Origin of the sequence: Flavobacterium sp. WV_118_3 (assembly GCF_039778605.1) — a bacterium.
Lineage (GTDB): Bacteria > Bacteroidota > Bacteroidia > Flavobacteriales > Flavobacteriaceae > Flavobacterium.
In genome coordinates, this window is record NZ_CP156060.1 from 755,457 (window position 1) to 772,446 (window position 16,990).

Genomic DNA, 16,990 nt, shown 5'->3' on the forward strand with positions numbered 1-16,990 from the left:
TAGTTTTTAGTTTTCGACATTACTTCGGGTACCAATTATTTCTTTTTTCGTTTGGCGGCTCTGTTCTTCTCTACAGCGCGGTTACGCGGTTTTGTTTTTCGCGGGGTTCGTTTACCCGGACCACCAAGGTTTACTTTTTTATTTTTATCGGATTTATCGTGAAAAGCACCACCTCCGTCGAGTTTGGTTCTTTTTAAAAGGAATTTTACTTTTTGTTTTTCTTTTTCGAACTCCAGTCTTTTTTCTTCTATTGTTACGGATGCCGGGATTTCTAATATTTCCAGTTCTTTTTCCATTAGTAATTCGGATTCAACCTGGAATTCTTCTTCTTTCGGATCGATAAGGCTAATGGCAATACCTTCTTTATCGGCACGACCGGTACGTCCGATTCGGTGGATATATTGTTCCGGTACTTCCGAAAATTGCATGTTAATCACATGGGTAATATCCGAAATATCCAATCCACGCGCCATAATATCGGTGGTTACGATACCGCGAAGGTTGCCTTCCTGGAATTCGGCCATCGTATTCAAACGGTAATTCTGGGATTTGTTGGAGTGGATTACTCCAAACTGACCGGAAAAGTCTTCATCCAAATGTTCCATCAGGATATCGGCAACTCTTTTGTTATTTACGAATACCAAGATGCGTTCCAGGCTATCGTCTTCCGTTAGTAAATGTTTTAAAAGATTTACTTTGGTTAGGAAATTCGGTACATGGTATGCAATCTGACGTATTTTTTCCAAAGGTGTTCCGGATGGTGCCAGGGAAACTTCTTCCGGAAAATCGAAATATTCGTCCAGTAATTCATCCACTTCATCCGTCATAGTCGCCGAGAATAAAATATTCTGACGTTTCGGTTTCATCATCGATAAAATAGACGTGATCTGAAAACGGAATCCTAAATTCAGGATTTCGTCAAACTCGTCAATGACTAGTTTTTGCATTTCGTCAAAACGAACAACATTATCCAACGCCAGATCCATTAATCGCCCCGGGGTAGCTACTAAAATATCTACACCTTCGTAAACCGAGGTTTTCTGAGTGTTGATATTTACACCTCCGTATACGCCCAATACGCGAACAGACATGTATTTGGATAGCTTTTCAACTTCTTCAGCCACCTGGACCACCAATTCTCTCGTTGGTACAATGATCACTACTTTTGGAGTATGTGTTGGCGTAAATTTCCACTGTTTTAAAATCGGAAGCAGGTAGGCAAATGTTTTACCCGTACCGGTTTGGGCAATTCCCATCATATCCCGTCCCGACATAATTACCGGAAAAGAACGCTCCTGAATTGGAGTAGGCGTGGTCAATCCTATTTCGTCTATAGCTTTTTGTAAGGATTTTGGAAGATTAAATTGCTCAAAAGTGGTCATATAGTGTTTATTTTGGGCAAAGATACAACATTTATTTTTTTATGGTATTTCGGTATAAACAGGGTATTAATGGGCTACTGATTCTTTTTGTAACTAACTTTATAAGTACAACGCGTCGCTCCGGAAACAATATGATCCAGACGTTCTATGGTTGTTTCTTCGCCTAAAACAGCCTGAAAAGTTTCTAACTCGGATCGGCAAAACCCCTGACATATGGTAGCTGCGGCGCAAATCGGGCAGTGGTTTTCGTATATCAAAAAATGATCATCTTCTTGGGTATAGCCGGCCATATAACCTTCGTTGTTCCGGATTTCGGTTAGCATCTGAATGCGTTTTTCAAGTATGTCTACACCCGATACGGCGTTCAGATAACTGTTCCGGATTTCTGCGGAATGTGCTTCGATAACGGCATCCAGTGCTTTTCCCCCGAGTATTTCCCTTGTTTTCTGAATCAGTTTTACCGTCAAATCCGCATGCGTATCCGGGAAACGGGAATTACCGGTAGCGGTAAGCGACCAGATTTGCTGCGGTCGGCCGCGCCCTTTGGAAACCGTTTCCGATAGTACCAATCCCTCGGAAGCGAGCTTTAAAATATTAAAACGCGCGCCTTCTGTGGTCACATTCAGTTCTTTGGCCAGGGTTGTAACAGAAAGCGGGCCTTTGGTTTTTAGTATCCATAAGGCTCTTTCGTTTTCCGGTAATTTAATTTTCATAATAAACAAAGTGATTATTTGGTTTATTGGACAAATTTACTACATTTGCTTCAGAATCAAAAATAATAAATAGCGATTGTACCTAAACAGGATTAGCGCGAAATTTGTGGGTTGTAGCTATCCATAAGTACAATCGGATTCGTTTGGATTATGACTGAAGATACAACTATAGAAAATAAAGTGACGGCTTCCGGGATTTTACGATTGGATTTAGAAGCCTACCGTCCCGAGATGACTTTTGTAACATTTGATATAAAACCCTACTTATATGAAGAGTTGATCATTATAGAAAAAAGTTTTAGAACTGCGATGGATTCCGTAAATTGGGAAGACTTTTCGGGTAAAGCGGTGTCGGTAGTTTGTTCTGTTGAGGCGATTATTCCACAATGGGTTTATATGTTGATCACGACAAAATTAAAGCCTTTAGCTGCGTCAATTGCCTATGGAACAGAAAAGGAACACCTGATTAAAAGCTGGGAAAAGGCGATTGAAAATGCCGATTTGTCTTTGTATTTTGATAAAAAAGTGGCTGTTAAGGCCAGCGAACAGATACCGGATGCCCTTTATATTTGCGTAAGCACTATTCTGGCCGGTAAAGTTGCCACATTGCTATATGGCGAACCGGGATTGCCTAAGGTGATCCGGAAATATTAACCAATTACTGTGATTGATGAACGTACTTGTATTTAATGGGGCGTTGGAAAGAAGATCCAATGCGACCTCACATAAAATTGCCGATTATTTTAAAACCGAATTCGAAGCGACCGGTGCGAATGTTACCGTTTTTAATCTGCCGGATTCCGGAATTCCACTTTTTGACGTTACCCTGAATACGGTACCTAAATCGGTGGAGATGATGGCGCATGTATTTCGCAATGCGGATATACATATCTGGTTAACACCTTTGTATCACGGCGGAATGACCGGTGTAATGAAGAATTGTTTGGACTGGCTGGAAGTCAGTTCGAAAGAAACAATACCGTATCTGACGGATAAGACGATCGGGTTTGTTTGTTGGGCTGATGGAAGTCATGCGATGAACGGTATTACGAATATGGATGCCGTGGCCAAATCACTACGGGCCTGGACGCTACCTTTTAGTGTTCCGATTGCGCGTAAAGCATTATATGATCATGAAGGTGCCTTTACGGACGAATACCGTCAGAAATTTGATCAAATGGTAAAATTGCTGGTGAATTGTAAACATCACAAACAAGTATAATTCAACGAACGATTGGTATCGTTTTCGTGATACCGATAGCTGAATCCTTAAAAAATATAAACCGTAACCTATTGAAAATGTTCAATAGGTTACGGTTTTTGTATTTGTATCGTTTTTAAATGTTGTATTTCCGTTCAAAAAGCAGTAAGAAAGAGTCATTTATGCTATTGTTTTTTAATGTTTACGGAACTTTTGGTAAACGTTTAAAAAATGAAAATTATGAGATTCGTTACTATTGTAAAAAAAATAAGTATTCCTTTTTTAGGAGTATTGTTGTTTGTTTCGTGTAATTCCGATGATTCTGGTACGGTAAAAAAAAATGTAAGTCAGGAAGAGAAAAATTATACGAAGGAATTAATTCTAAAGAAGTTAGTAGAATTAGGATTAGACCCGGCCAATGTATCGTTTACAGATGAAATCAAACCGGGAGAGTGTATAATGCTGAAGTCTTTAGATGATTTGGAAAAGATATTTCCCAGAGATACTATTTTAAGAGAAGAGGAGATGTTGCCTGTGTTGGATACATTACAGGATAATAGTACTGCGACAAGATATAGAAGAAACTGGGATTTGAGAGATTATTGTTATTATTCCGGGCAGTTTCCGGTTCGTGGAGCTTTATATATGAATATGAATCTTAGCTTTAATTATAATAGAAATTTATTGGATGCCAGGCAATTTGATGCAATCACCAATGTTTTTACGGATATTACGGGCTTTACATTAGGAGTATCCTATAACCAAAGTTTTTATCATTTTAATGTTGATAGAGGAGCTCCCTATGAAGTTACAGTAGAAGGGATTTTTAATTATAATTTATTTTTTGAAAGCGTTGGAACAGTATATAGGCGTAGATTAATAACAAAAGGAAGATTTAGTCCTTCACTTAGTAAGTATGGAGGCTATCCATCTTTTGCTTTTTTTACGGCATATTTTAAAGACATGGGATAAGGGGAGATTATTAATCTTAAAAATAAAAAAATGAGTGTATTTTACTGGCAATTGTTTCTGTTATGTTTGATTGTATTTATCATCTTTAGTTTGTTTCGACTGAGTAAATCGAGATTGGAGTCGGATAGAAAAATTATCTGGTGTATACTGATACTTGCTTTTCCGGTTTTGGGAAGTCTGGCCTATTTTATGGTAGGAAATAAATAAATGTTCGATAAACAAATACAAACAACCATCTATTAAAAGCAACCATCTATATTTTGTGATAATTTAGCTTTTTATTTAGAATGATTCTTATTAATTTTGCCCAACTATGATTTTACAGTAGTTGCTGTAAAAAACGGTATCATTCAAAACCAAATTATCATGACTATAAACTTCAAACAGCTATTTATCGCTTCGATAACACTGGCTTCCGTAACGCTTCACGCGCAACAAAATGTATTTTTAGAGCGCTCTTTCTGGAAAAAAAATCCTGACATTACCACTATAAAAGCGGAAATCCAAAAAGGAGGGAATCCTTCACAGCTTAACAGCAATGCTTTTGATCCGGTGGTATTTGCCATAACCGAAGGGGTTTCTAATGATGCAATCAAGTTTTTATTATCGCAAGAAGGTAACGGTGTAAATAAGCTAACGCACGATGGTAGAACCTATCTGTTTTGGGCGGCTTATAAAGGAAATGTCGATCTGATGGAGTATTTATTAAGCAAAGGTGCTAAAACCGATATACAGGATGACAAAGGGTATACCCCATTGAACTTTGCCGCTGCAAATGGCCAGACAAACACCAAAGTGTATGATTTGTGCCTGAAAAACGGAGCCAATCTGAAAAAAGATGTGGATCACGAAGGGGCTAATGCACTTTTATTAGTTGCAGCTTATGATAAAGATTTTTCTTTGATTAACTACTTTGTAAATAAAGGACTGGATCTGAAAAGTACCGATGCCAACGGTAATACGGCTTTTAACTATGCCGCCAGAACCGGAAATATCGAAACCCTGAAAGCGTTATTAAAAAAAGGAGTGAAGTTTAACGATAACGCGATGATCTTTGCCAGTCAGGGAACACGTAGTACCGCCAATACACTGGGCGTATACCAATATCTGGAAGAATTAAAAATTAAACCGACAGCTACCGGTAAAAACGGAGAAACCGTTTTACACGCCATCGTAAGAAAAGACAAACAAGGTGATATTATTAAATATTTCCTGTCTAAAGGTGTCGATATAAACCAACCGGACAAAGATGGTACTACCGCTTTTATGAACGCAGCAGCCAGTAACAACGATCTTGAAGTGCTAAATATTTTACTACCTTCGGTTAAAAACATCAATCAGGCGAATAAAAAAGGAGCGACCGCATTATTATTAGCGGCACGTTACAATTCTCCCGAAGTGGTTCGTTTGTTGTTAAGTAAAGAGGCCGATGTAAAAGCAGTGGATGCCAATGGTGATAATATAGTGGCTTATTTAATGCAATCGTATACACCGCAAAAAGAAGAGTTGTTCCGCGCCAAATTAAAAACAATAGAACAAACCGGATTGAATGTTGCTACGCCTCAAAAAAACGGAAATACATTGCTACATATGGCAGTTGCAAAAAACGATATGTCGTTGATCAAACTTATCGAAGGCTATAAATCGGACGTAAATGCTAAGAATAAAGAAGGAATGACTGCTTTACATAAAGCGGCTTTAGTAGCGCAGGACGATACGATTTTAAAGCATCTGATCAACAATCTTGACGCTAAAAAATCAATCCAGACCGAGTTTAAAGAAACAGCCTATGACCTGGCTTCTGAAAACGAAACATTGACTAAAAATAAAGTAGCAATAGATTTCTTAAAATAAGAATATGAAAAAACTGTTTAAAGTAGCCCTTGTCCTAGCGTTGGTATTTTGTTCGGGAGCAACCGTAATGGCGCAGAAAGGTGGATCATCGAAATACAAATGTATGGTTCAGATGACAAATTATCCCGGTGAAGGTGCTTATATTGTGGTATCGTTAATCGATCCGAAAGGAGCCTATGAAAAAACACTTTATGTGATGGGTGATGATAAAAAATGGTACAAGGACCTGAAAGAATGGCATAAATTCCAGACTAAAAAACCGGCTAATCTTAGTGCCATTACCGGAGCATCGGTTTCGGGTGGTGAACGTAGCATTACGGTACTGGAATTAGAAAATGCGAAGATTAATGCCGGTTATAGCCTTCGATTCGAATCGGCTGTAGAAAATCAGGAATATCGTGTGAAAGACATCGAATTCCCGTTAACAACCGAGAATCTTTCGGGTAAAAATGAAGGTACGGGATATATCCGTTACGTACGTATCAGTCCGAATTAACAACAGGAAATATGACAATCTCATTATGGAGATACAGCCATCTCGCGTTGGCTGTATCTTCTTTTCTCTTTATAGCCCTCGCTTCCGTAACGGGAATTGTGCTTGCTTTTGAACCCGTTCTGCAAAAAACACAACCCTATCGCGCAGCTGACTTCAACCAGATTACGGTGGCTGAATTGCTACCGGTACTGAAAAAGGAATACGACGAAATTACCGATGTAACGATTGATGCCAATCAGTTTGTAATAGCCAAAGTGATTGATGCCGATGGTAAGGATGTAACGGTTTACATTGATCCGAAAACAGGAAAGTCGCTTGGAGCGGTTCCTAAAGAAAATGAATTTTTCCGATGGGTAACCACACTGCATCGCTCGCTTTTTTTACACGAAACCGGAAGGGTTTTTATAGGCATAACCGCCTTTTTATTGTTTCTGATCGCGAGTACCGGAACGGTTTTGGTAATCCAGCGGCAACGCGGTTTAAAACGTTTTTTTTCCCGGATTGTTAAAGAAAACTTCGCACAGTATTACCATGTACTATTGGGAAGACTGGCATTAATTCCGATTTTGATCATTACAATTACCGGAACGTATCTGTCGTTAGTGCGTTTTGAATTGTTAGGACCGGAAAAAAAGATAACCCACAATATCGATTTTGATGGCATTCGTTCGGAACCGGCTCAAAAGTTATCCGATTTTAAAGTATTTCAGCATTTACTTTTATCCGAAGTACAGTCCATTGAGTTTCCGTTTTCAGAAGATGTAGAAGATTATTATACGTTTAAACTAAAAGACCGGGAATTGGTTGTGAATCAGATCACTGGTGATATCCTAAGTGAAATTCCGTATTCGCAAACCACACTTTTGTCGAATCTGAGTCTGACGTTGCATACCGGGCGTTCGAGTACTGTTTGGGCGATTGTTCTGGCGATAGCGGCAGCGAATATTCTGTTTTTTATTTATTCCGGTTTTGCAATTACGTTAAAAAGACGTGGCCATCGTGTTCGTAATAAATTTAAAAGTGATGAAAGTCGTTTTGTAATCTTGGTAGGTTCGGAAAACGGATCGACATTCCGTTTTGCGAATGCCGTTCACGAACAGTTATTGAAACAAGGAGAGAAGTCCTTTATTGCCGAGTTGAATGCGTATACGGTTTTTCCGAAAGCAGAATACCTTATCCTGTTAACGGCCACGTATGGTTTGGGCGATGCACCGACAAATGCGGCGAAATTCCAGACATTATTAAAAAAACAACCACAACAGCAACCGGTTCACTTTTCGGTTTTAGGCTTCGGATCCAAATCCTACCCGGATTTCTGTAAGTTTGCTTTTGAGGTTCACAATATACTGGAGCAACAAACATGGGCGACACCATTGCTGGATATTCATACGGTTAATGATAAATCTCCGGATGATTTCCAACGTTGGGCGAACCTTTGGTCGCAAAAAGCCGAAATTCCTTTTTCCGGATCGATGATTGATTTTCAGGGAAAACCTAAGGGGTTAAAAACGTTTACCGTTGTTTCGAAAACAGAACTGGCCCATACCGACGGTGCATTTCTGATTCAGATCGCACCACAGCGCAAGTTAAAATTTACGTCTGGGGATTTATTAGCCATTTACCCGGCAAATGATCACCGGGAACGGCAATATTCGATTGGGAAAGTAGGCAATACGGTACAGTTAAGTGTAAAATTATATCCTGAAGGTTTGGGATCGTCCTATCTGTATGCATTACAACCAGGTGATACAGTACAGGCCCGGATTGTAGGTAATAAACATTTCCATTTTCCGAAAAAAGCCCGAAATGTAATTATGATTTCAAACGGAACCGGTATTGCACCGTTTTTAGGAATGCTGGACGAAAATAAAGGGGCGAATTGTTATTTGTATTCCGGTTTTAGGGGAGAAGCCTCATTTGACTTGTATCGGGATGGGATTGATTCCTGCCTTGCTTCACAAAAGTTAAAACAATTGCATGTAGCCTATTCGCGTGAAGGTGCAAAACAGTATGTAAAGGATTTACTGGTACGAGATGCTGTTTTTATTGCCGAAACCTTACAATCGGGAGGTGTGATCATGATTTGTGGATCACTGGCTATGCAACAAAATGTTATGACGCTATTGGAAATGGTCTGTAAAGAACAGAGTGGTATGGAATTGAGCCATTATCAATCGCACAACCAGATACTCACGGACTGCTATTAATGTTTCCTAATATAAAAAACGCAGCTGAAACAGAACTTCAGCTGCGTTTTTTATATAAAGGATGTCTGGTTGTATGGGGTACAATCATATTTTGGTCATTATAATGATATCCTATAAGGCTGTTATAAATGCACTAAGGTGTTCGATTTCGACATGATCCATAACGACAATTTTGTACCATTGGTTGGATGTGTCGTGTTTTTGCGGTACCAGATTAAAGCGTTCGGCGACTTGTTCCGGGATAAAAGAAGCCCGAATGGTTACAATATTCATAAACGGCTCTCTGAAATATGGGATTTTCAATAGATCGAGTTGCTGACATAACCAGGTGGTGCGCATTTGTAAGACACAAACTTTTTCAAACCATCCGTGGGCACCATAGGTTGTCAGAATCAGCCATACGGCAACGGCATTTGCTCCGGAACGGCTTCCGCAAAGTGTCAGGTCAAGTCCTTCTACATATTCGGCTTCTTTGGTGAGTACATTTTCGATAAGTCCTTTGCGACAGATAAAAATACCGGTTCCATAAGGTGCCTGTAGCATTTTATGAGCATCGATGGTAATGGAACTAATCTTTGGGTTGCGGAAATCAAGTTCAGAAGAAGCATTACTAAACGGATACACAAAGCCACCATAGGCCGCATCGATATGTAATTTATAATTCAACTGGTGTTTTTCAAGTAATGAAGTATAGATATCCGGATCATCTACCGAACCAAACATGGTGGTTCCCATATTGGCCACTACGATGAAATATTTTTTACCGTTTTCTTTGGCTTTGATCAATACTGCTTCCAGTGTTTCCGTTGTGATGGAGCGGTGCTCAAAATCTACCGGTACTTTCAACCAGTCAATCAACAGCAGGTTAGCTCCTTTCGGGATGGAATAGTGGGTATCTTCTGAGGCCAGTATTGCGATTTCACTGGGATGCGCTCCAAAAGTGTTGCTAAAATAATTCCGGTAAATCCATAGTGCCTGTATATTGGCTTCGGTTCCTCCGGGTGCGATATAACCATCGAATTTTTCAGGTTCGATATGGAAGATATCCACTGCGATTATATTGAGTACCTCACGTTCGATTTCCTGCGTCCCTTTAAAGGCCTTTTCGGAAGTGCCAAATGTATGACAACCAATATGGTTTGGATTGGCAACAAACGATTGTAGCATCGCGGCATCTTTTAAAAAGGGAGCTTCTTCATAAAATACTTTGCCATCCAGTTTGGAGGCGGGATAGCCTAAAGAGGCATCTTTTGAAAAGTTAACATTTTCTGCCAGCGCTTTCCGGATGCGGAGCTGACGTTCTGCAGCGGTTACTTTTTTCCAGTAATTCATATGGTTCTAATAGGTTTCTGCAAAATAATAAACCTATTTGCAGATAAAACATGATAATTGTTAGGTTTTGAATGTAAAGTACAGGTTCGAAACATAAGGGCGAACCGTTTAAATTAATGTCTGTAAAAGGGCTGTTTTTGACTCGGTTAGATTTGCCTGAATTTGAAAGGGTATCCATTAACTTTGTAGTATATGGTTTTGATGTTTTAAAATATTGTTCTGTATCCTCATTTGATAGTACCATTCCGTAGATTAAATAAATATAAATATATAATGAGTCTGAATAAGTATTTTGTATCGTCGGGTATGTCGATAATAGGTTTTCTAATTATAATTCTTTTTGTTTTTACGCCTGTTTCCTGTTCTGAAGAGCGAGATGTTTTTACTGCCGATTCGGTAAACGGAATGAAGGTTTTGGAGTTTAAAATCCAGTTGAATGATTTTAACGAAACTTCAGATATCGACCCAACGGAAAAGGAGCGTAGTATAAAACAGCTTTGTCTGTTTCTTTTTCAGAATAATGGCGATGAATTGGTTCAGGAGGATCGCTATCATGAAATTGAAAATGGAAAAATAAGGGTTACTATTCCGGAAAGTGAAATAGAGACGGGATTAAAAGCCTATTTAATCGCGAATATGAGTTTCTCTAACGATCCGATAACGGAGGCAGAATTACTTCAATTGAAAAGTACACGTCGGCCCGAAGATTTTATAGGTGATGGTTTTCCAATGTGTACCAGTGTACTTCCAATAGCATCCGATAAAGCAGCTCCGGTTGTAATTGAAGCGCTTTTGGAAAGGGTTCCATCAGCATTTTATATACAGGTTGAAGAAAATGCCGCGGCAGGTATTATTTATAATAATAGTTACCGGATAGAAGTTGAAGGATTACAAATACAGGAAGGCGCTCTGTTTAGCAATACCGTAACAGTACTACCAGCACAGGGAAAAACCAATTACAGTTCGAAACTGACAGCGGTAAATACGCCTGAAAATGTAGCCTACTTTTATCAGAGTCAACGGATCAAAATATATATTACACCAAACGACCCTAATCTGGGTAAAACAAAAATAATTACGATCGAAAATTCTGAAAGTGCATCCCGAAATAAGAAATTTTTATTAAAAATTAAACCGGTAAAAACAATCAAACAGGCTGTTGATTTTAGAATTCAGGTAACCGAGTGGGAAACAGCGGTAATTTTGGTAGAAGTTCCTTTGCTTACTGATGTTCCTCATAAACCGGGAATACTTTTTGCCGAGGGGGTTAGTCTGGATTCAGGATGGTACGACCTCAATAAATCCTTTGGACAGGGTGGTTTTTCAAACGATTCAAATATGTGTTGGGCGGCAGTTACAACGAATATGATTCAATGGTGGCAGGATCGTTATATAGCCGATGGGAATATACTTCCCGTTGGGGCTCCAAATGGTTTTACTCCGGGTAGAGAGCATGCTAATTTCCGGCAATTGGCAATTTTTGATGCCTTTGCTTCGCACTTTTCAAATGTCGGTGGGCATGAAGTAAGTGGTGTAGCCTGGTATTTTCCTAAGTATTTTCCGGAGCTTTTTCCAAATACAGATCATTTTTTTGATCATACATACTATGATGATAAATTTCCTAAAAATTTAAAAGAGTTTTCCGATTTTATCATTAATGGTTTTAAGGAAAGAGGTGTTTTGTCTATAGGAACATTTATGCGTAGTGGTCAGCATACTCGTTCCCTTTGGGGATGTAAGTATAATACCAATACCGGGATTGTTGAAAAATTATATCTGGTCGATTCAAACGATAAAAAAGCTATTATGTGGTTAGATGTGCCGGTAAGTGTCTCAACAAGTGGGAAATTGATGGCCGGGCCTCATGAAATATCGTCACTTTCTGTGCTTTATGCCCATCCGGGAAGAAATGCTTCTACTTTGTTATAATTCGTATATACCAGAAACTCGAAAAAACAGCAAGTTTTACGAAGTTAGCTCTGGAATACTAATGATTTTGCTAATAACAAAAAGGCTGCCCCGAAAGACAGCCTTCTTTATATAATATTAAGGGCGATTAGAAAAGCATTTTCTGTGTTTTCACTTCGTTGTTGACCGTTACCGTTCTTACGATGATCACCTGATTGTTGTTGTTTAATTTGTCGATAGCAATTGCCTGAGCATTGAAGTTATCGTTATTGAACAATACTTTACCAGATAGGTCAAAGATAGTTACGGATTGGATTGCATCTGTAGAAGACACAACGTTGATCACATTGTTTTGTTTGTACATAGTGATCGCGTTAACCGGTTGACCTAAAGTAAGGTTTTGAGCGACTTTAGCTACTGTTTCAACAGTTGTAACATCGATAATATTTGAATTACCACTTGTGTTACCAGCTACAGCTCTTACTCTGTAGTAGTACGTTTTGTTTGGTACTAATCCGGATACCGGTAGGCTAACTCCAAAAGAAGTTACGTTCTCATATCCTGGTAAGAATGATGGAATTGAACCAGAGAAAGTATGTGTACCTAAGTTGGTTACATCATTTACCGGTAATACATCCCATTCTGTTGCCAATGTAGGGAATCCTGAAGTTGGATTTACTGTTACTCCCGAAATTACAGACGCTTTACGAACTAAAGTTTTGTCAAGTGTAGTTAAAGAACCACTTGTCCAGGCTACTCCCGGATCTTCACCAATTCTTCCGATGATATCTACGTTAGCGTTTGTTGAAATTTTGTAAAGCGCTACAGCATCGTTACCGTTAAAGTTAACCGAAGCAACTACAGTAGTAGTACCAGAATAGAGAGAAGCACCTGAATTACGGATTACAACTGTACTTCCGTTAGCTAAAGTACCGGATAATTGTACGTCGTTTGCAGAACCTGAAGCACTGGTACTTCCGTTTGAATATAGACGTACACGGTAGTCTGATAAGTTAACAGCAGCACCGGTTCCGTTATAGATTTCTAAATATTTGTTTGTAGAAGTTCCTTCCACATATTCGGAGAAGAATAAGTCAGTAGCAAGAGCAGTAGAACCAAATGTTGCAGACTCACTCACGTCTACACGGTAGCTTTCTGCACCGAAAACTTCATCCCAGTTTGCCATAAAGCTATCCGCAGTAACTGCTGTAGCCGCTGTAGCAACCGGAGCAGGTACCGGAGCAGTAGTGAAAGTCAATTCCTGACCGTAGCTTACACCAGCAGCATTTACGCTATACGCTCTTGTATAGTATACTGTTTGTCCATATAAATCGGAAATGTTTACAGAATAGGCTCCGATTCCGGTTCCGTCATCAGCTCTGGCTATAACATCAGTTCCTCCGATTTCCGGTGAAGGTAATGTACTGATAACAACACCTCTTTCGATTACTGTTGAACATCCTTCGTTGGTTACCTCAGCAGAGACTTTTGCAGCATAAGCAGATAATACCTCAGTAGCTGTAGTAGCTACAGTAGCAACTTTGTTTACACCTGTACCGGCAGCAGCAACGATGATTACTGTTCCAGCACCAGCAATAGTTACGTTTTCGCTATAAGCGGCTACAGTTGTAGGCTCAAAACGTACATAGATGACCTGAGAATATGTTCCTCCGGCCTGTGTTAATGAAAGAGTCGATGTAAATGGTCCGGTAGCATCAGTTGCAAAAGTGAAACCAGCAGCTGGTCCTACTTCGATAGTGTCGGTAGTAAGATTGATTCCGGAAAGAGTGATGCTTTGTACAGCACTTACAGCGTTAATACAAACTTCACCGAAGTTAGTCAATGCTGTTACCGTGAATGTAGGTTGTGTGTTCGCGATCGTAACTACTTCGATAGTGTTTGAGTTGTCACTTGTGTTTCCGGCAACAGCTCTTACACGGTAGTAGTAGTGTTTTTCAGGAGTTAAACCTGTTACGTTATGTTGTGTACCATTTACGGTTAGGTTATCATAACCGGCAACAAATGAAGGAGCGATACCAGCGAAAGTGTGTGTACCTAAGTTCGATACATCGTTTAATGGTAAAGCATCCCATTCTGTTGCCAATGTAGGGAATCCTGAAGTTGGATTTACCGTTACACCAGACGTTACAAAAGCTTTACGAACTAAAGTTTGATCAAGAGTGCTTAATGAACCGCTTGTCCAGGCTGCTCCCGGATCTTGACCGATTCTTCCGATGATATCTACGTTAGCGTTTGTTGAAACTTTGTAAAGCGCTACAGCATCATTACCGTTGAAGTTAACTGAAGCCACCACTGTAGCTGTTCCTGAGTAGATAGAAGCTCCTGAGTTACGTAACACTATAGTGCTTCCGTTAGCTAATATACCGGATAATTGTACGTCATTTGCCGAACCTGAAGCACTAGAGCTTCCGTTTGAATATAAACGTACACGGTAGTCTGATAAGTTAACAGCAGCACCGGTTCCGTTATAGATTTCTACATATTTGTTTGTTGATGTACCTTCTACATATTCGGAGAAGAAAAGATCAGTAGCCGGAGCCGAAGAACCAAAAGTAGCCGATTCACTCACATCAAGACGGTAGCTGGCAGCTCCTTCTGAAGCATCCCAGTTTGCAGTGAAACTGTTGTGTGATACGTTAGTAGCATCAGTAGCGATAGGAGCAATAACAGGAGCGGTAGTGAACGTCAATTCCTGACCGTATGTTGTACCTCCGTTATTTACGCTGTATCCTTTTGTATAGTACACCGTACCTCCGATTAAACCAGATAAGCTGGTAACATAATTTCCGATACCGGTTCCGGCATCTGTAACCTTGATTACATTGGTTCCACCAATTACCGGGTTAGCCGATGTACTATAAACTATTCCTCTTTCTGTTACTGTCGAACATCCTTCGGCACTTACTTCAGAGGTAACTTTAGCAGTAGCAGCTGTTAAAGCACCAGCTTCAATTGTAGTGATAGTCGATTGCGTGTTGATTCCAGTTCCGGAAGCTGCAATGGTAACAGCCGGAGCACCACCACCAACAATTGCAATGTTTCCGTTGTGAGTACCGGTAGTTGTTGGAGCAAAACGGATGTATACTGTCTGATTAAGTGTACCACCAGCCTGAGCGATAGATAAAGTAGCAACGAAAGGACCTGTTGCTGTTTCTGAAAACTCATATCCGGCTAAAGGACCTATTTCCAAAGGAGTTGTAGTCATGTTGATTCCTTCTACGATAAAGTTACGTACTTCTGAGAACTGGTTCACACAAACCTCTCCGAATGCACGGATTGTACCAACGGTTAATGTTGGTAAAGTATTAACTAAAGTACTGGCAGTAACATCGGCACTAAAGCTAGTTTCTACTGCCGGAGTAGCCTGATTTCTGGCTTTTACACCAAAAGTATAAGCGGTATTGTCGGCAAGACCTGTAACCGTAATAGTTCCCCATTGAGCAGCGGTTCTCCAAACAGGATTCACGCCTAAAGTACCGTTAGCCTGTACATAACTTCCGTTGATTTCACGGATGGCATACGTTGTAACGGCAGGGTTATTGTTTTGTGTTGTAGCGTTTACCGTGATATCCAAAGTGTAAATTCCAGGATTGTTCACAGTTAAAATTCCCGGAACATTGGCAGCGGTATAGAAGTTAGCACCTGCTCCGTTAGAAACAACACTTCCAGCTGTTCCAACAGCTCTGAAGAAATACTGTGTATTCGGTAATAAAGTGTTTAATACAGCACTGATTCCTGTAGCAGTGGTTCCACTTACTGATGATGGAGTGGCAGCAATGCTGTTTCCGTAAGCAGAAGAAGTACCCCAGTTAAAAGCAGCAGCAGAAGTTGTTCCATTAGCATTAAGCGTACCGTTAAGTGTAGCTGAAGATGCTGTGATCGCTGAAGCAGCTACAGTAGTTACTGTTGGAGCATCGGCCCATGATACCACTACATTGTCTAAAGCAATACCGTCACGACTACCTGATCCGCTGATTTCATCGTATTTCCAACGGATCCATACGTTTCCGGTGTTATTGTCGATGGCAGAAAGATCAATATTCGTGTAATTGGTTACGGTACCTTCTGCAAGTGTACCGGATGCATAAGCTCCTCCGCTCACCGCTGTAAACCCGCTGGTAGCTGAGGTCGTACTGATCTCAAGATCAAAAGAGTTGCTACGGGCCTGCTCTCTGATTTTGATTATATCATACGAAATTTTTAAATTTGATTTACCTGTTGTATTGGTTAGTCGCAATACAATTGATCCTGGTACAAATGCACTTCCAGAACCAAGGATCCCGATTTTTGACCCATAGTTGTAGTTTGCACCTCCACTAGAAGTAGCATTACCCACTGTCATGGCATTGTCCACAGCCGTACCGTTATACGATGTCCATCCCGTAGGATACGTAGTTCCCGTTGCACCTGGTGTGGTGTTAAAATTTTCGGAGTAAGGAGAGGTACCCGGTAAGGTTACCTGACCCCACATCACAGTCGAGGCCAGCAAGGCCGTGAACAGAAGACCGGCATTGCCGATTGTCTTGTGTAAATGTGTTTTCATAAATTAAAAGATTTGGTTGTACTATTGATTATCAATACGATACAAACATAGCGGCTAGGTGTTAAAAATTGCCGTTTCTAAGATTGTGTTATAGTAAGCTGTAGGTTATTCTTTATTAAACAGAATGTTACCGGTTTAAATTATTTGTTAAATGAAATGACAGATTTTTAGGTTTAAGTGCAGGCGTAATGCGAATTATTTGTGTTTTTTGATAACTATGCTATACGTAATGTAATTGTTAAGCGGTTGAATTGGTTAAAATCGAATATGTACAATTGGGTTGGATTTTATGGGAGAAGTTGTTCAAACAAGTCATTTTTCTTGAAAAAGAGTGCATCACTTTGGGGAGCATTATAATACT

12 protein-coding genes are annotated in these 16,990 nt (G+C 39.9%); 8 read left to right on the forward strand and 4 right to left on the reverse strand.

From position 1 onward, the window contains the following. Positions 1-35 precede the first annotated feature (35 nt). Both ABFU83_RS03555 and ABFU83_RS03560 read right to left on the reverse strand, forming a co-directional pair. Positions 36-1,382 (reverse strand): DEAD/DEAH box helicase, encoded by a 1,347-nt coding sequence (locus ABFU83_RS03555; RefSeq protein ID WP_347069002.1) that lies wholly within the window; start codon positions 1,380-1,382, stop codon positions 36-38. A 74-nt stretch (positions 1,383-1,456) separates the two neighbouring features. Next, on the reverse strand, positions 1,457-2,095 hold the full coding sequence (locus ABFU83_RS03560) for a metalloregulator ArsR/SmtB family transcription factor (RefSeq protein ID WP_347069003.1): 639 nt from the start codon (positions 2,093-2,095) through the stop codon (positions 1,457-1,459). 150 nt (positions 2,096-2,245) lie between these two features. Between ABFU83_RS03560 and ABFU83_RS03565 the strand changes: the two genes are divergently transcribed. The 7 genes from ABFU83_RS03565 to ABFU83_RS03595 all read left to right on the forward strand — a co-directional run bounded on the left by ABFU83_RS03565 (position 2,246) and on the right by ABFU83_RS03595 (position 8,825). Beyond that, positions 2,246-2,749, forward strand: a complete 504-nt coding sequence (locus ABFU83_RS03565; RefSeq protein WP_347069004.1) for a DUF2480 family protein — start codon at positions 2,246-2,248, stop codon at positions 2,747-2,749. 16 nt (positions 2,750-2,765) lie between these two features. Continuing rightward, on the forward strand, positions 2,766-3,317 hold the full coding sequence (locus tag ABFU83_RS03570) for an NADPH-dependent FMN reductase (RefSeq protein ID WP_347069005.1): 552 nt from the start codon (positions 2,766-2,768) through the stop codon (positions 3,315-3,317). A gap of 219 nt (positions 3,318-3,536) precedes the next feature. Continuing rightward, the gene (locus tag ABFU83_RS03575; RefSeq protein ID WP_347069006.1) at positions 3,537-4,268 is read left to right on the forward strand and encodes a hypothetical protein; all 732 of its coding nucleotides are present in this window, start codon (positions 3,537-3,539) and stop codon (positions 4,266-4,268) included. 30 nt (positions 4,269-4,298) lie between these two features. Next, complete coding sequence (locus ABFU83_RS03580; RefSeq protein ID WP_347069007.1) at positions 4,299-4,475, forward strand: PLDc N-terminal domain-containing protein; 177 nt, start codon at positions 4,299-4,301, stop codon at positions 4,473-4,475. A 159-nt stretch (positions 4,476-4,634) separates the two neighbouring features. After that, complete coding sequence (locus tag ABFU83_RS03585; RefSeq protein ID WP_347069009.1) at positions 4,635-6,122, forward strand: ankyrin repeat domain-containing protein; 1,488 nt, start codon at positions 4,635-4,637, stop codon at positions 6,120-6,122. Positions 6,123-6,126: 4 nt separating this feature from the next. Next, the gene (locus tag ABFU83_RS03590; RefSeq protein ID WP_347069010.1) at positions 6,127-6,618 is read left to right on the forward strand and encodes a DUF2271 domain-containing protein; all 492 of its coding nucleotides are present in this window, start codon (positions 6,127-6,129) and stop codon (positions 6,616-6,618) included. Between the two features lie 11 nt (positions 6,619-6,629). Next, the gene (locus tag ABFU83_RS03595) at positions 6,630-8,825 is read left to right on the forward strand and encodes a PepSY domain-containing protein (protein WP_347069012.1); all 2,196 of its coding nucleotides are present in this window, start codon (positions 6,630-6,632) and stop codon (positions 8,823-8,825) included. 111 nt (positions 8,826-8,936) lie between these two features. Here the strand turns inward: ABFU83_RS03595 and ABFU83_RS03600 are convergent, their stop codons facing one another. Beyond that, on the reverse strand, positions 8,937-10,157 hold the full coding sequence (locus ABFU83_RS03600; protein WP_347069013.1) for an aminotransferase class I/II-fold pyridoxal phosphate-dependent enzyme: 1,221 nt from the start codon (positions 10,155-10,157) through the stop codon (positions 8,937-8,939). A 273-nt stretch (positions 10,158-10,430) separates the two neighbouring features. On the opposite strand from ABFU83_RS03600, the gene ABFU83_RS03605 reads away from it, so the two are divergent. Further along, positions 10,431-12,086 carry a hypothetical protein gene (locus ABFU83_RS03605; protein ID WP_347069014.1) on the forward strand — a complete coding sequence of 552 codons (1,656 nt, stop codon included), beginning with the start codon at positions 10,431-10,433 and terminating at the stop codon, positions 12,084-12,086. 127 nt (positions 12,087-12,213) lie between these two features. Here the strand turns inward: ABFU83_RS03605 and ABFU83_RS03610 are convergent, their stop codons facing one another. Then, positions 12,214-16,629: a lamin tail domain-containing protein gene (locus tag ABFU83_RS03610; RefSeq protein WP_347069016.1), complete on the reverse strand. Its 4,416-nt coding sequence runs from the start codon at positions 16,627-16,629 to the stop codon at positions 12,214-12,216. Between the last annotated feature and the right edge of the window lie 361 nt (positions 16,630-16,990).

Coding starts and splice junctions, on each gene's coding strand:
- ABFU83_RS03600 (WP_347069013.1), bottom strand. CDS start 10,157: ATGAATTACTGGAAAAAAGTAACCGCTGCAGAACGTCAGCTCCGCATC.
- ABFU83_RS03560 (WP_347069003.1), bottom strand. CDS start 2,095: ATGAAAATTAAATTACCGGAAAACGAAAGAGCCTTATGGATACTAAAA.
- ABFU83_RS03590 (WP_347069010.1), top strand. CDS start 6,127: ATGAAAAAACTGTTTAAAGTAGCCCTTGTCCTAGCGTTGGTATTTTGT.
- ABFU83_RS03580 (WP_347069007.1), top strand. CDS start 4,299: ATGAGTGTATTTTACTGGCAATTGTTTCTGTTATGTTTGATTGTATTT.
- ABFU83_RS03575 (WP_347069006.1), top strand. CDS start 3,537: ATGAGATTCGTTACTATTGTAAAAAAAATAAGTATTCCTTTTTTAGGA.
- ABFU83_RS03555 (WP_347069002.1), bottom strand. CDS start 1,382: ATGACCACTTTTGAGCAATTTAATCTTCCAAAATCCTTACAAAAAGCT.
- ABFU83_RS03585 (WP_347069009.1), top strand. CDS start 4,635: ATGACTATAAACTTCAAACAGCTATTTATCGCTTCGATAACACTGGCT.
- ABFU83_RS03605 (WP_347069014.1), top strand. CDS start 10,431: ATGAGTCTGAATAAGTATTTTGTATCGTCGGGTATGTCGATAATAGGT.
- ABFU83_RS03565 (WP_347069004.1), top strand. CDS start 2,246: ATGACTGAAGATACAACTATAGAAAATAAAGTGACGGCTTCCGGGATT.
- ABFU83_RS03610 (WP_347069016.1), bottom strand. CDS start 16,629: ATGAAAACACATTTACACAAGACAATCGGCAATGCCGGTCTTCTGTTC.
- ABFU83_RS03595 (WP_347069012.1), top strand. CDS start 6,630: ATGACAATCTCATTATGGAGATACAGCCATCTCGCGTTGGCTGTATCT.
- ABFU83_RS03570 (WP_347069005.1), top strand. CDS start 2,766: ATGAACGTACTTGTATTTAATGGGGCGTTGGAAAGAAGATCCAATGCG.